The 16326-nt window shown below is 39.5% G+C and carries 9 protein-coding genes; all 9 read left to right on the forward strand.

All coding sequences use genetic code 11. From position 1 onward, the window contains the following. Nucleotides 1-39: 39 nt before the first annotated feature. The 9 genes from NQ505_RS11015 (at nt 40) to NQ505_RS11055 (ending at nt 16325) form a co-directional block, all read left to right on the forward strand. Complete coding sequence (locus NQ505_RS11015; protein ID WP_009000478.1) at nt 40-1503, forward strand: glycoside hydrolase family 28 protein; 1464 nt, start codon at nt 40-42, stop codon at nt 1501-1503. Between the two features lie 514 nt (nt 1504-2017). Further along, a complete protein-coding gene (locus NQ505_RS11020; RefSeq protein ID WP_009000479.1) occupies nt 2018-3562 on the forward strand; it encodes a right-handed parallel beta-helix repeat-containing protein in 1545 nt (514 codons plus the stop codon). Nucleotides 3563-3608: 46 nt separating this feature from the next. Continuing rightward, on the forward strand, nt 3609-4043 hold the full coding sequence (locus tag NQ505_RS11025; protein WP_009000480.1) for a hypothetical protein: 435 nt from the start codon (nt 3609-3611) through the stop codon (nt 4041-4043). Between the two features lie 291 nt (nt 4044-4334). After that, a complete protein-coding gene (locus NQ505_RS11030; protein ID WP_009000481.1) occupies nt 4335-5645 on the forward strand; it encodes a glycoside hydrolase family 28 protein in 1311 nt (436 codons plus the stop codon). Between the two features lie 301 nt (nt 5646-5946). Then, entirely contained in the window at nt 5947-8376 is a 2430-nt protein-coding gene (locus tag NQ505_RS11035) for a glycoside hydrolase family 88 protein (RefSeq protein WP_369748725.1), read from the forward strand. Nucleotides 8377-8459: 83 nt separating this feature from the next. Continuing rightward, entirely contained in the window at nt 8460-10139 is a 1680-nt protein-coding gene (locus NQ505_RS11040) for a polysaccharide lyase family 1 protein (RefSeq protein ID WP_009000483.1), read from the forward strand. 29 nt (nt 10140-10168) lie between these two features. After that, nucleotides 10169-10744, forward strand: a complete 576-nt coding sequence (locus NQ505_RS11045; RefSeq protein WP_009000484.1) for a hypothetical protein — start codon at nt 10169-10171, stop codon at nt 10742-10744. 35 nt (nt 10745-10779) lie between these two features. Then, nucleotides 10780-13041 (forward strand): fasciclin domain-containing protein, encoded by a 2262-nt coding sequence (locus NQ505_RS11050; RefSeq protein WP_009000485.1) that lies wholly within the window; start codon nt 10780-10782, stop codon nt 13039-13041. Nucleotides 13042-13061: 20 nt separating this feature from the next. Further along, nucleotides 13062-16325, forward strand: coding sequence for a SusC/RagA family TonB-linked outer membrane protein (locus NQ505_RS11055; protein ID WP_009000486.1), 3264 nt, complete (start codon nt 13062-13064; stop codon nt 16323-16325). Nucleotide 16326: the final 1 nt, after the last annotated feature.

Here is a 16326-nt window from a genome sequence, read left to right on the forward strand (position 1 = left end):
TATGCGATAATTTTGCAACGTGAACTAAAAGAAGTAATTATGAAATATCTTTTATCTATTGTACTATTGGCCTTGATTGGTTTTACAACTCCGAAAAAGACGATTCCTGCTTATGATTGGGGAAGTGTATCTGCAGAGCCGGATTTGTCGTGGGCCGATCAGGTGGGGGCACAGAGGACTCCGGAAAACACAGAATGGGATGCCGGTAAGTTCGGGTTACGGAATGATACTTCTGTGTTTAGTACCCATGCTATTCAGGCTGCTATTGATGCTTGCCATCAACAGGGAGGAGGCACGGTAGTAGTTGCTCCGGGGTATTATAAAATAGGGGCTTTGTTTGTCAAAAGCGGAGTGAACCTGCATCTTAGCAAAGGCACAACCTTACTTGCAAGTGAGAATATTCAGGATTACCCGGAATTTCCTTCCCGCATTGCGGGCATCGAAATGACATGGCCTTCGGCTGTTATCAATATAATGGATGCAGAAAATGCCGCTCTTACGGGGGAAGGTTTTATCGATTGCCGTGGTAAAGTTTTCTGGGATAAATATTGGGCGATGCGGGAGGATTATGAGAAAAAGAATCTGCGCTGGATTGTGGATTATGATTGCAAGCGGGTGAGGGGAGTGCTGGTTTCCAATAGCAAGCATATCACGTTGAAAGACTTTACATTGGTGCGTACCGGATTCTGGGCTTGTCAGATTTTGTATTCGGATCATTGTTCGGTGAGCGGACTTACTATTAATAATAATGTAGGCGGTCACGGACCAAGTACAGATGGCATTGATATTGATTCGTCTACCAATATCCTGATAGAAAATTGTGATGTGGATTGTAACGATGATAATATCTGTATTAAGGCTGGGCGTGATGCCGACGGACTGCGTGTGAATCGTCCCACGGAGAATGTAGTGGTTCGTAACTGTATCGCCCGTAAAGGTGCGGGCTTGCTGACTTGCGGAAGTGAGACTTCCGGTTCTATCCGCAATGTACTGGCTCATGATCTGACAGCCTATGGCACAGGAACGACGTTACGTCTGAAATCATCCATGAACCGTGGTGGAACGGTTGAGAACATCTATATGACACGTGTTGTAGCTGATAGTATCACTCATATTTTGTCTGTCGATTTGAACTGGAATCCGAAATACAGTTATTCCACGTTGCCGAAAGAATATGAGGGAAAGGAAGTTCCTGAACACTGGACTACAATGCTCACTCCGGTAGAACCGAAGGAAAAGGGGTATCCTAATTTTCGGAACGTATATTTCTCTCATGTAAAAGCAGGTGGGGCAAAGCGCTTCATTTCTGCTTCAGGCTGGGATGCGAGTCATCGTATCGAGAATTTTTATCTGTCTAATATTAATGCGGAAGTGGAATCTGTCGGGAAGATAACTTATGGGAAAAACTTCCAGTTGCGGGATATTCATTTGAAGGTAAAAGATAAAAGCCGATTGCGTCAAACGGATAATGTAGATAGTAAGATTGAGATTCATTACAAATAATTTCCCTTACAGGCAAGACACTCTTGACAAAACCTTTTTTATGTTGTATATTTGTAGGCGGTGAATATCAATGAGTAAAAGGTATAATTAAAAAGAATGAGAAAGAAAACAGTACAATATGATGACAATATATCAGGGAGTCCTTACAGTAGTTAAGCTGTGAGAGTTTCTGTATGAGCCAAAGGCTGCGAATCTTTATGGGATTTGCAGCCTTTTTTGTTGCGAAAAATCACGGTTATATCTTTGATTCAGGAATTCATCGTTTATAATAAACTTGGATACCGTTTATAATAAACTCTTCAATAGTTTATTAAGAACGTTGAAGAAGATTATGAAAGAAGAGTCCTCATTTTTCTTTTTTGATTTAAGATAAATGATGCTTCATCTTACATTTTCTATGGAAAGTAAATGATAAAGACGTTGTTGTCATAAAATTCTATCCTTTACGTACGATATTACAGCTCTTGTGGTATAAAAAGCAGTAGCTTTGCATTAACATAATACATGATATACTATGAAACGCATGAGTCTTTTTCTTTTTTTTATAGGATGTTTCCTTCTTTCTCTTTCGGCTACGAATTATTTTGTGGCTACTAATGGAAACGATTCAAACAGTGGAACGATTGATAAGCCTTTTGCCACGCTGGGCAAAGCGCAATCAAAAGTGATGGCAGGAGATACTGTCTATATCCGGCAAGGGACATATCGAGTGACGGAAGCAGAGATTATGGAACATTATACTGCAGGAAGTACTACTTGGAGCCGTGTATTTAAAATGTCAAAGAGTGGAACTGGACCGGACAAACGAATATGTTACTCCGGTTATAAGAATGAGCGTCCGGTTTTTGACCTTTCAGCGGTAAAGCCGGAAAATGAGCGTGTTATTGTGTTTTATGTGAATGGCTCTTATTTACATTTTAGAAATATGGAGGTGGTGGGAACACAAGTAACTATTGTGGGACATACCCAGTCCGAATGCTTTCGCAATGAAGGAGGAAGTGATAATATCTATGAGCATTTGTCGATGCATGATGGTATGGCGATTGGCTTCTATATAGTGACGGGTAAGAACAATTTGGTGCTGAATTGCGATGCGTATAATAATTATGATCCTGTTTCCGATGGTGGTAAAGGTGGAAACGTCGATGGATTCGGGGGACATCTCACTTCTCCCCAGTATACGGATAATGTATTCCGGGGGTGTCGTGCGTGGTATAACAGTGATGATGGTTTTGATTTGATTAACTGTCAGGCAGTCTTTACCATTGATGACTGTTGGTCTTTCCTGAATGGATATACGAAAGATGGTGGTAAAGCGGGTGACGGTACCGGATTTAAGTCTGGAGGATATGGGATGAGTGATAATCCTAAAGCACCAAGTATGATTCCTATGCACATTGTTCAGTACTGTCTGGCTTATATGAATAAGAATAAAGGTTTCTATGCTAATCATCATTTAGGAGGGATAGCTTGGCATAATAATACAGGTTATCAGAATCCGTCCAATTTCTGTATGTTGAACAGGAAGACAGCAACGGAAGCGGTTGACGTGCCGGGGTATGGTCATATTATAAAGAACAACTTGTCGCATAAACCGAGATCTTCGGGAAAACATATTATAGATGTTAATCAAGCGGAATGTAAAATAACAAACAATTCTTTTCTTCCGGTGGAGATGATTGTGACAGATGATGATTTTGTCAGTTTAGATGCTTCCCAACTGACTTTGCCTCGTAAGTCAGATGGAAGTCTTCCCTATATAGAATTTTTGCGGCCGAAGACGAATAGTAAATTGTATAATGCCGGAATGGGTTGTTTTCTTACCGGGAGCAGTGAAGACACTAGTTATGATTGGCTGGAAGATGCAGCTATCTTTGTTGAAAGGGATGTTGCAAAAATGGTAGGGAAGGGTGCGGACGCTTTTGTGCATTTTTATATTAATGGAAAGGAGGTCTCCTTTTCTGATAGACGAGTAGACTTGTCTATTTATAATGGAGAGATTGATTTAAGAGCGACAACAGATAATGGTGTCATAACTAAATTGAAAGTGATTAGATAGCGCAGAAATGTAGAATTATGAAACCGATTCATAAAACTAGGAAAATATGAATAGAAAAACAATCATAAACGGGTCATTGGGTATATTGTGGAAAGCGATATTTGCTTTATTTCTTTGTATCTTTGTTGCATCGTGTAGCAAAGAAGATGTTATTACGGAGGAAACAGGCATAACCGGAACTCCTCGTTTCATTTGGGATATTGCTATCGAACTTGAACAGCCAAATAACTGGTGTATGACTTTGGCTATAGAAAAAGTCTCAATAACCAATCTTACAGAAGGAAAACAATATATACTCACTTGGAAAGGAGGATTATCGACCGGGCAGAAAACAGACGGGATATTAAAAACTGTTATACGGGGTGAACAAACAAAGAAAACGGATTTAGATCTGCTTGAAATAAAAGAATCAGGTAATAATACTTATGAGATCTTTCTTCGTGGTGACGGGCGTAAGGGAGAGATTGTGTTTACAAAATAATATCTTACCGGATTGTCCATACCGGAATAATAATATAAAAAAGCTTCAATGTATTTGTAGCGTATCTTCTTAGATAAAGAGGGTACGCTTTTTTTTGATGCTGGAGAAAGAGTTTTTATTCTAATTCTTTGTATGACAAAAATGAGTAAGAATATGGAATATTGTATGTAGATAAGTAGTATTTGAACCTTCTGCATGGAACTCCATAAGAAAATCAATATCTCCATATCCTTTGTTTTGGGCAAATGGAAAGATACGGTACTTTTGCGAAAAAAGTAACGAAATCTAAAAATGATAAAGTCAGTAATTTTAATAGTAGCAACATGCTGTAGTCTGCAACTGTTTGGTCAGGAGAAATTTCCCGATGGTAAAATAATACCGGATTGGTTTTACAAAAATGATAAAACTGATATAAATGGATTGGGAAAGAAATTCTTGATTACCGACTATGGAGTAGTGAATGATAGTACACTGCTACAAACAGAAAAAATTCAAGCTGTTGTAGATTTGGCATCTAATAACGGGGGGGGAGTTATTGTTATTCCGGAAGGTACTTATCTTAGTGGTGCACTTTTCTTTAAACCGGGGACACATTTACATTTGGAAGAGAAGGCTGTATTAAAAGGTAGTGATGATATTAGCGACTTTCCTGTAATAGAAACACGAATGGAAGGACAGAATTTGAAATACTTTTCTGCCTTGATAAATGTTGATAAGGTCAATGGTTTCACTCTTTCCGGAAAAGGAAAAGTTGATGGAAATGGTGAACGGTATTGGAAGTCATTCTGGTTACGGCGTAGTGTTATCCCTAAATGTACTAATATGGATGAATTACGCCCTCGTTTGCTTCATATATCCCATAGTAATAATGTACAAGTTTCAGATGTACGACTTGTTAATTCCCCATTTTGGACAACTCACATTTATAAGTGTGATAGCGTAAAACTTCTCGATTTGCATATCTTTTCACCTTCCTCCCCCGTGAAAGCTCCCAGCACAGATGCAATCGATATTGATGCATGTAAAAATGTACTTGTTAAGGGATGCTATATGTCGGTTAATGATGATGCTATTGCATTAAAAGGTGGCAAAGGTCCATGGGCTGACCAAGATCCCGATAATGGTGGCAATTGTGATATCATCATTGAAGATTGTACTTTCGGATTTTGTCACGGAGTTCTGACTTGTGGTAGTGAATCAATCTATAATCATAATATTATTCTCCGGCGCTGTGATTTGGATAAGGCTAAACGCCTTTTATGGTTGAAAATGCGTCCGGATACTCCTCAACAATATAAGTATATCTTGGTTGAAGATATAAAAGGGAATGTTCGCAATTGCATCTTTATTGCTCCATGGACACAGTTTTATGATCTGAAAGATCGCAAAGATATGCCTGTCTCATATTCCGGCTATATAACGATGCGTAATATTCACCTGGATTGCGATTCCTTTTTTGCTGTGGAGAAATCAAATCAGTACAAATTATCCAATTTCTGTTTCGACAATTTGGCTATCAAGGCTAAAAAGGATGTGAAGATAGATGAAAATATAATTGATTCACTCATCATAAGAAAGGTTGAGATAACTAAAGTGAATTAAAAAAGAACGATGGAAGACTGGAAAATTGTACATAGCCTGTAAAATCGTACAAAATCGGTGTGTGGCAGGCTGTACACATATGAATTTACATAAGAAAGTCGAATTGTCCATATCCTTTTCCTTTAATTCTGCCATGTAATGCGGTATCTTTGACATGTGCTTATTTAGTAAAACATTGAATCTAAAACTATAAAATACAATGAAATTCTGTAGAATTATTTTTTGTCTGTGGTTATTGGTCTGCTTCTTTCCAATAGAAATTCATGCAGATATACAACTTCCCTCTATATTATCAGATAATATGGTACTTCAGCAAAATGCAAAAGTACGTTTCTGGGGAAAAGCACGTCCCGGAGAGAAGATTCAGGTAAAGACTTCATGGGATCATAAGAAATATAAGGTGGTTGCTTCAGAAAACGGTCATTGGGAATTGATGATACAAACACCAGCTGCTACTACCGGACAGTCTGTGATATTGAAAGGCGATAATAAGATTCATATCAATAATATATTAATAGGTGAAGTTTGGCTTTGTACGGGACAGTCAAATATGGAGTTTCCTGTAGCCCGTAATCTACAAGTGAAATGGAAAACGGGAATGTTGAATGAAGCGGAAGAAATGAAAGATGCTGATTTCCCGGAAATACGCCTGTTTCATGTAGAGCATCAAATGGCACCTGATAGTGAAAAAGAGGATTGTGTTGGAAAGTGGATGGTTTGTAATCCGGAGAATCTGAAAGACTTTTCTGCTATAGGATTTGTCTTTGGGCGTAAATTGTATAAAGAATTGAGTACACCGGTTGGATTAATTCAGTCTACTTGGGGAGGAACACACGCTGAATCCTGGACAAGTATGAAAGTGATGGAAAATAATCCGTTGTATGTGGATGTATTGAAACAGTATTCAAAAGAAAAGGTTAGTAGGGAAAAAGATAAGTGTAAGGTTCCGGCTACTTTGTGGAATGGTATGATTGCTCCTATACTAGGGTATACAGTGAAAGGAAATATCTGGTATCAGGGAGAATCCAACTCTGTTCGCTATGAGAAATATCAGGAAGTATTTACTAACTTGATAAATAGTTGGCGGAAAGAATGGAACCAACCGGATATGCCTTTCTATTTTGTACAGATTGCACCACATTACAAACAACCGGCAGGTATTCGTGAAGCACAATTAAAAACATGGTTAAGTGGACTTGAAAACATTGGTATGGCAGTAGTGACGGATGCAGCCGATTCTACCGACATACATCCACGAAATAAAGTTGCACCGGGCGAACGGCTGGCAGCTTGGGCATTAGCAAAGCAATATGGTAAAAAGATTGTTTATTCAGGACCTCTCTACAAATCAATGAAAGTGAATGGGAGAGAAATTACATTGGATTTTGAATTTGCGGAAGGTGGTCTGCAGACACCCGGCAATGAACCGGTAAAAGGATTTTTTATTGCCGGCAATGATGCGCGGTTTTATCCGGCTGAAGCTGTAATTGATGGAAGTTCGATAACGCTTTCTTCAACTTATGTTTCTGCGCCTGTGGCTGTACGTTATGGTTATGGGACTTTCTTTAGAGTGAATCTGTTTAATAAAGCCGGACTTCCGGCAGTTCCTTTCCGTACAGATACTTTTGCTCCCGACACTTATTATCGTCAGTTTGCCGATTCGGAAATTCGCCGTTTCCCGGAAGCTTGGCAACTGGATCATGGAAAACGCCTGTATTTTGGTTATGCGCAAGGAGTAGGCTGTTGTGCGATGTTACAAGTTTGGAAGAAAACAGGAGACCGTAGGTACTTTGATTATGTAGAGGCATGGGCTGATTCTTTGGTAGACGACAAAGGAGAGATTCATTTATATAAGAAAGAAACCTATAATTTGGATTATATCAACTCCGGGAAAGTTCTGTTTGATTTGTACAAGGAAACCAAAAAGGAGAAATATAAATTGGCTATCGAGAATTTGATAGATCAACTGAAAAAACAACCTCGTACAACAGATGGAGGTTTTTGGCATAAAAAAATATATCCCTATCAGATGTGGTTGGATGGGCTGTATATGGCTTCTCCTTTTATGGCTCGATATGGAGCTGAATTTAATCATCCGGAATGGATTGATGAGGCTGTTAAACAGTTCGCCCTCTGCCATCAACATACTTATGACGCCAAGACCGGACTTTACTATCATGCATGGAATGAGGATCGGAGTCAGAGATGGGCTGATCCGGAGACTGGTCATTCTCCTAATTTCTGGGGACGTAGTATCGGTTGGTGGTTTATGGCTTTGGTAGATGCTTTGGAATATATTCCCCAAGATCATTCAGGTTATGCTGATATGATTAAATGGACGAAAGAATTAGCAGAAACCCTTTCAAAATACCAAGATAAAAATGGATTATGGTATCAGGTAATTGACCAACCTTCACGTACCGGTAATTTCCCGGAAGCATCTGTTACGACACAGTGTATGTATGCCTATATGAAAGCTGTGAATAAAGAATATATTGATAGTCAGTATCGTGCTATTGCAGAAAAGGCCTTTAAAGGTCTGTGCGATAAACTGCTATTCTCAAATCCGGACGGCACATTGACATTGACAAGATGTTGTCAAGTGGGTGGATTAGGTGGTAAGCCTTATCGTGACGGCAGTTTCGAATATTATATAGGAGAGAAAATGAGAGATAATGATGCTAAAGCAACAGGACCTTTCATTATGGGATGTATTGAACTGAATTATTGAGTGTATTCCATAATAGATGTACACTTTTTAAGTTTGATTTTATTTATTAATCAAATTAATGATTTAAATTATAATTTATGAAAATGAAAAACACAGTATTTCTTGAAAAAAAAGGCATATCTATTGCCACGAAATGCTTCACAAGCATTTTCTATTTTTTCTTATTTTCGCTTTCGTCACTGGCGGCTTGTGTAGATAAAGAACCAGTTGATGAAGAAGATGCAGATCCCGCTATCAATCCTCACAGTTCGTTTCTGGAGGAAGAAGAAAATGGTGGTAATACAAGTTCCGGTCCTGCATTTCCTGCCTTTGCGGATAATGCGCGGGCATTTCCGGGCGCAGTAGGATATGGTAGAAATGCGGAAGGCGCCCGTGCTAGTAGTACTAGGGAAGTGTATGTTGTAACCAATCTGAATAATAGCGGTGCAGGATCATTCAAAGATGCGATTAGTCAGTCAAACAGGATTATTGTGTTTAATGTATCTGGTATTATTGATTTAAACAAAGAACAATTAGTGTTTAAAAGTAATCAAACTATTTTGTTCCAAACAGCACCAGGTGATGGCATTGAACTTTACAATGGATATACTTCTTCTTCCGGTGCTTCAGATGTGATTATACGCTATATGCGTGTGCGTGTTGGTCGCCAAGTAAGTGGCTCTGATAATATTGATGCTGGTGGTTGTGCCAATGGGAAAAATCAGATCTACGACCACTGTTCATTTACTTGGGGAACAGATGAGTGTTTTTCACTCAATCGGGATGGTAAAGGAGATGGATTGTTCAATATCACGCTCCAAAACAGTATCCTTGGACAAGGCTGCCAAAACCATTCTTGCGGGGGATTAATTCAAACAGAAGATTCTGAGGGTATTACAATTTTTCGTAATTTGTTGATTGATAATAAGACACGTAATTTTAAAGTAAAAGGTCTAAATCAATATGTCAATAATATCGTTTATAATTGGGGAAACGGGGCTGCCTATAACATGGGGGGAGAATCTAAAGGACATTCAAACACAGTAATTGAAAATAATTATTTTATTAAAGGTCCGGCTTATACATGGATAAATACGGCATACCCGATAGCAACCACAGATCTGAGTATGTTTGATGATGAAACAAAATATCATTATAATGGAATAAGCGGATCCGACTATTTGGCAGATACCTATCAACAGGTAAATCCTACCAAACCTTTCATTGGAGGTGATGGAGATGGTGATTTCGATACTTATTGTGTTGGTAACTATTATGATGATGATAAGGATGGTATATTGAATGGATTCGAGCTCACGCAGGGCAATTGGCAAACTTACTGTAGTGCTACTCCTGTCTTTTTAAGTAAACCGGATAGCCAGCACCCGGAGATAAGTGTAAAAACTAGTGCTACCGCAGCCTATCATTGGGTTGTTGAAAATGTGGGTCCTGTTTTGCCCAACCGTGATTTGGTAGATCAATTTATGATTGATGAATTAATCACATTAGGGACTAAAGGAACGATATTCCGTAATCAAAATTACGAAACGCAGTACCCTCTTGCCACGACTTGGCAAAATATCAATATTGGCGCTCCTAAAACAGATACGGATGGTGATGGTATCCCCGATGATTTTGAAGACAAATGGGGGCTGAACAAGAATAGTGCCGGGGATGCTGTTCGGATTGCAGACAACGGATATACAATGATTGAAAATTATGCTCTTTCTCTTGAATTTCCAAATGAGTACGAAAAGGCTTGGAAAGAAGCATACGGTGAATAAATAGTGAAAAACAATAAATAAAAGAATATATGAAACAGCGATATTTTCTACAATTCATCTTAGGAATTTTACTTTTTACTTTTTTCATTGTTGCTTGCAATAGTACGGATTTATTCGATACATCTGCATGTATACAAAAAATAGAGAAAAATGTCAAAAGTATATCAGAACAAGATTCCACTTTTGAAAATCTAATATCTGTAATTGCATCTACTCATAATGGATATATTTATAATGCGCAAGATAGGCAAGATTATTGTCATATCTATTTAGATGGAGTAGAGTATCCTACCTTTCCAAATCTCACTATACCCTTAGAAAACGATAAGTATGTTGACATATGGTATAAGATGTCTTTTGGAAAGCATCATGTAAAACTAATTATTATAATAGACGAGGGACTCCGTTACTTATATCGAAAATGTACAATATTAGCAACATCTGAAATTACAGCTTTAGGAGAAGAATTTTATTATAATACGGTAGATTTAGATGAAGACTATACATCTACTACAACAGCCGGATTTGTAGCAGAATTTGACATTGATTATCCATATATGAAAGAGAATAATTATGCATTATCAATTAATTTGAATTTCGAATAATAGAAAGAACTTATAATTTAAAATTAATAAAAACAATGAAAGACACTACATTTTTACGAAAAATGCTATGGCTGTTATGCCTTCCATTACTCCTACTTTCGTGTGAGGACAAAATGGACGAGCACTATGAAGTACCCGATTGGGTAGCAGACAATGCATGGGAAGTGTTAAGTTCCGGTGAACACGGGAACTATTCCATCTTCCTACAGGGACTTGAGATTGCCGGCTACAAGCAAATGTTAGAAGGCAAAGCAATCTTAACTATTATGGCACCAGATGACGATGCTTTCAGAGCTTATTTGAATGAGAGAGGTTATACTAGTATTAGCGACATGCCGGTTACCGAAGTAAGTAAACTCATCGGCTACCACATACTTTATTATTCTTATAATAAAGAGAAGTTAGTCAATTTCCGTCCGACGGGAAGCACGGAAACGGAAGAAGAACAGAATGTAGCAGCAGGGCTGTATTACAAACATCGCACAAGAAGTAGCGATGCTCCTACTATTGAGACAACTTCTGCAGGTTCTACAGTTATGGTATATCATTTGGAACGTTACTTGCCAGTATTCTCTTATCGCTACTTCCAGACGAAAGGTATCAATGCGAAGAGTAATTATGAAGCCTTCTACCCTAACTCTACCTGGACGGGAGATAACGGTTTTAATGTATCCAACGCATCGGTAAAGGAATATGGAATCATTGCCAATAATGGCTACATTCATACTGTCGACCGGGTTGTTGAGCCATTGGAAACAATTTATACGGAGTTGAAAAGTCAGGAAGAATATTCTACTTTTCTTAATTTATACGATTCATTTGGCTACTATGTGGCCGATAATGAGTTAAGTAAATCTTATGCTGCAGCATATGGAGTAGACACACTTTACCAATATATGCATGACGGACTACCGAATATTGCCTGCGAATGGCCTACAACCAGCTATTTGAATTTCACGGCTCTGACAGCTACCGCTTATAGTATCTTCGCACCGTCGAACACTGCTATCAACCATTTCTTTGATAGCTTTTGGAAGGTCGGTGGTTATTCTTCTATGCAAGAAGTCGATGAGCTGGCATTGACTTATTTTCTTTATCAGTTCATTTATGGAGGTTCTATGTTATTCCCCGATGAATTGGGAAATGACGAACTGAAAAACGTGTCAGGTTCAACTCTCAAGATTAACCCCGCTATGTTAAACGAAAGGATTATGTGCGTCAACGGTGCTTTCTACGGTATGAACGAGATTCAAGATCCTAGTGCATTTGCTTCCGTCATTGGGCCCGTATTTCAATATAAAAGCGCTCGTTCCTTCCTTTATGCATTAGTAGGCAGTTCATTATTTTCTTCTTACGTTTCGGACTTAGCTAAGTATATCGTGCTGGTTCCTACCGCTGATCAGTTTGAAGCTTCCGGTATCCGAACTGTTTATAGTACTCAGGGATTGGAAGCGCAGGGGGATGACGGCTGGTCAGAAATTAGCAGTTCTGCCAAACAGAGCATTGTTTATTTACATTCTGCCAGCATCCCGAGCAATCAGTCAAGTGAATTACCAGAAAGCGGGACACGGGTAGTCCCTACGGAGTCTCCTTGGAACTACTGGTTCGTCAAAGACGGAACCATTACCTGCAGTTCAATTTTTAATCAACAACTGAATCCACAGTTCAATGGTGAGATTTTCACGCCATTCACTAAACTTAAAGACGGAAGCAACGGAAGTGCATATAGCTTTGATGGCAATCAATTGTTCTCAACAGAAAGTGGAGACTTAGCTTATAATATCGCTATCTGTGCTGACCACAACTATCCATACTACTGTTTCGCCCAGTTGCTCCGACAGGCAAACCTAGTATCTAATCAGATTCTAATGAATCTATTTGGTAAAGGACGATTCATCGCATTCATTCCTACCAATGACGCCATACAGCAAGCATTGGCAAACGACAAAATTCCGGGAGCAACCAATGCCTCATTCGATGCCGAAGGTAATTTGACTGGTACGTTTGATGCAGCAATATTAGCAAATTACTTGAATTCCTATTTCATAACTGCTGCTCAAAATGCAATTCCCTCTTATCCGTACATAGGTTCAGATTTCAGAAGTGGACGTTACTGGAGCGAACGTGCGGCAACAATAGAAGGAGTGACTGTGCCACAGTTGATTTATACGGATAACGGAACTTCGCTGAGTATCCAGTTGGAGGGCTTTAATGCATGTCACGTGGTGTCAACTTATGACTACTTCCCATTTGCATACGAAGGAGGTTGTTTCCATCTGATTGATGATGTCTTTTGATTAACAGAAAAACAGAGATTATGAAATTATTAAAATACATACTGATTGCTATCGTATTCGCAGCGACTACTGGCGAAGCTTTCGGACAAGCGAAAGTCCTTTCTGGAAAGGTAACCGAGATGTTCGGAACGACGGCAGAACCGATGATAGGAGTGAATGTCAACATCCTTAACTCCCAAAACCGTTCTTTAGGTGGTACTATTACGAATATGGACGGTATCTATAACCTTTCGATCCCGAATGAAAGCAATCTTACAATTGTCTTTTCTTATATCGGAAAGAAGAGCGAGAGAATTAAGTACAATGGTCAGACTCGTTTGAATGTCTCAATGAAGGATGATACACAGACCATTAACGAGGTGGTAATCTCGGGAAAACGAATAGAACGCAATGATTTAGGTATCAGTTCTAGGGAGCAATCTTCCGCTACGCAAAAAGTCAGTATGGAAGACTTGGTAGCTATCGCTCCTGTTACTTCCATCGAGGATGCTTTGCAAGGACAACTTGGTGGTGTGGATATTGTGTTGGGGGGTGGTGATCCCGGTGCACGTGCTTCCATACAAATTCGTGGTGGTAGCACTCTGAATGCTAATGCCGAACCGCTGATTGTAGTAGACGGTGTACCTTATCCGGCGGAAATCGATGACAATACCGACTTCTCTACTATCAATAATGACGATTTAGGAGCTTTGTTAAATATTTCTCCGCAAGATATTGAATCAATCGAAGTTTTAAAAGATGCGGCAGCTACTGCCGTTTGGGGTACTTCCGGTGCTAATGGTGTATTGGTCATTAAGACTAAGCAAGGAGTACAGGGGAAAACACGTTTCAGTTTTTCGTCCAAATTTTCTGCTAAGTTTGAACCAGAGAGTATTCCAATGCTGGATGGTAATCAATATTCTGCTTTGATTTCCGAAGCGCTGTGGAACAGTGCAAACTATATCGGTCTTGCCAACTCTTCCAGCTACCTGCAAATGTTGTATGGTTCTCCAGAAATCGGATACCAACCAAACTGGACGTATTTTGACGAGTATAATCAGAATACTGACTGGCTGTCCGAAGTACGTCGAAATACCCAATCATGGGAAAATACATTTGCTATGAGCGGTGGTGGTGAAAGAGCGACCTATCGTTTCTCTTTAGGCTATTTGGATGAAGGGGGTACAACCGTTGGAACTGACTTCAGTCGCCTGAACTCTTCGTTGAATGTAAATTACAAATTCTCTGACAGATTGAACTTTAATGCACAGTTCTCTTACGTTCAATCCAAGAGAAATAATAACTATTATAATGTACGTACGGAAGCTTTCCGTAAAGCACCGAATAAGTCTCCTTACTACATTGATGATGAGACAGGAAGTCATACTTCTCAATACTTCAATCATAGCGAGCATTCCACGCTAGATCCAGCTTTTAAACAAGATGGTGATAAAAGTAAATACTATAATCCTATTGCCATGGCTAATGAAAGTGTCGACCGGACTATACAACGTGAAAGCAAAATGAACTTTCGTATCGAATATGATATATTGAGCGGACTGACTTACCAAGGTTACGTCAATATGAATATTCGTAATACCAAAGGGCGTATGTTCCTTCCACAAGTAGCTACCGGCCTTGCTTGGACAGATAGCTATGCAAACCGCAGTACAGACACATCTTCAGATCAGTTAACTATCAACACGGAAAATAAGTTGATGTATCGCAAAAACTGGAACGACAAGCATGCTATCATTGCAACTGCCTTGTTCCGTACAACGGAAACGAATAAATCCAGCTATGGAAGCGAGACTTCCGGTAACGCTTCTTCTGGGCTTTCCGATCCAACTATTGGAAGTGCTGTACGTAAGATTAGCTCTGGAGACTCCAAAGTACGTAGCATCAACGGTGTAGCTTTAATGAATTATACTTTGTTGAACCGTTACATTGTCAATGCCTCGTTAGGTCTGGAAAGTAACTCAACCATGGGTAAATCGGAACGTTTGGGCATGTTCCCTACTGTCGGTCTTGCTTGGCACTTGGCAGACGAGAAATTCATGGACTTTTCGAATAATTGGATGGATGAATTCAAACTTCGTTTTAGTTTAGGTCAAACCGGTAATGCCGCCAGCGGTGCTTCGCTTTATCTGGGATCTTATGCTTCTGGTGATAACTATATGGATATGAGCGCCATTACCCCGAGCACTATGCAGCTCAACCGTTTGAAATGGGAAACAACCACTGAATATAACACCGGTTTGGATGCTTCTTTTTTGAGAGGTAAACTTCGCTTTACGGTTGATGTCTATCAGAAATACATTAAAGACTTATTGCAGAAAAAAGTAGAGATGCCGACCTCTATCGGTTATGGAAACGGTTATGAAGTCAGTTATATGAACTCCGGAAAGATGACGAACAAAGGTTGGGAATTTCGTGTAGATGCCGTTCCGTTTGAAAATAAAGATTGGCGTGTCGGATTCTACTTCAACATTGCCCACAACGAGAATAAGATAACTGAAATGCCGGATAACTATACAGAAGAAAACTATACTTTCAACAACGGTAACTATGCATACCGTAGAGAAGAGGGTCGCCCAATGGGCTCTTTCTATGGTTATCGTTATAAAGGTGTTTATCAGAACAAAGATGCTACGTATGCACGTGATGCCGACGGCAATGTAATGAGAGATATTTCTGGCAATGCGATCGTTATGCGGAACGGCAATGCGACCGTAGCTCCAGGAGATGCTATCTACGAAGATATTAACCATGATGGTGTTATTAACCAGTATGATATTGTCTATCTAGGAAATTCAAATCCAAGATTCACCGGGGGAGCAGGTATTAATATCAGCTATAAGCAGTTTAAGTTATCTGCTATCTTCTACGGACGTTATGGACAGGATGTAGTCAACTCTACCCGTTTGAACAACGAATCCATGCGTGGAATTGACAATCAGAGTACAGCTGTCCTCAGGCGCTGGCGAAATGAAGGTGATCAAACTGACATTCCACGAGCACTCTACGGAGAAGGATACAATACATTGGGTTCTGACCGTTTTGTGGAAGACGCTTCTTACTTGCGTTTGAAATCGTTGTCGTTCACTTATCGTTTACCTAAGAAAGCTATTCAGCGATGGGGATTCAACAATATCGATGTGTACGTCACTGGATACAATCTTCTGACATGGACCAAATACACTGGTCAGGATCCAGAAGTGAAGACTGAAAATACTTATGCCAGAGACAGTGCCACTACACCGGCTTCCGTTCAGCTTGTTGCCGGCTTTAATTTAAGTTTCTAAA

Source organism: Bacteroides sp. D2, from assembly GCF_025147085.1.
Lineage (GTDB): Bacteria > Bacteroidota > Bacteroidia > Bacteroidales > Bacteroidaceae > Bacteroides.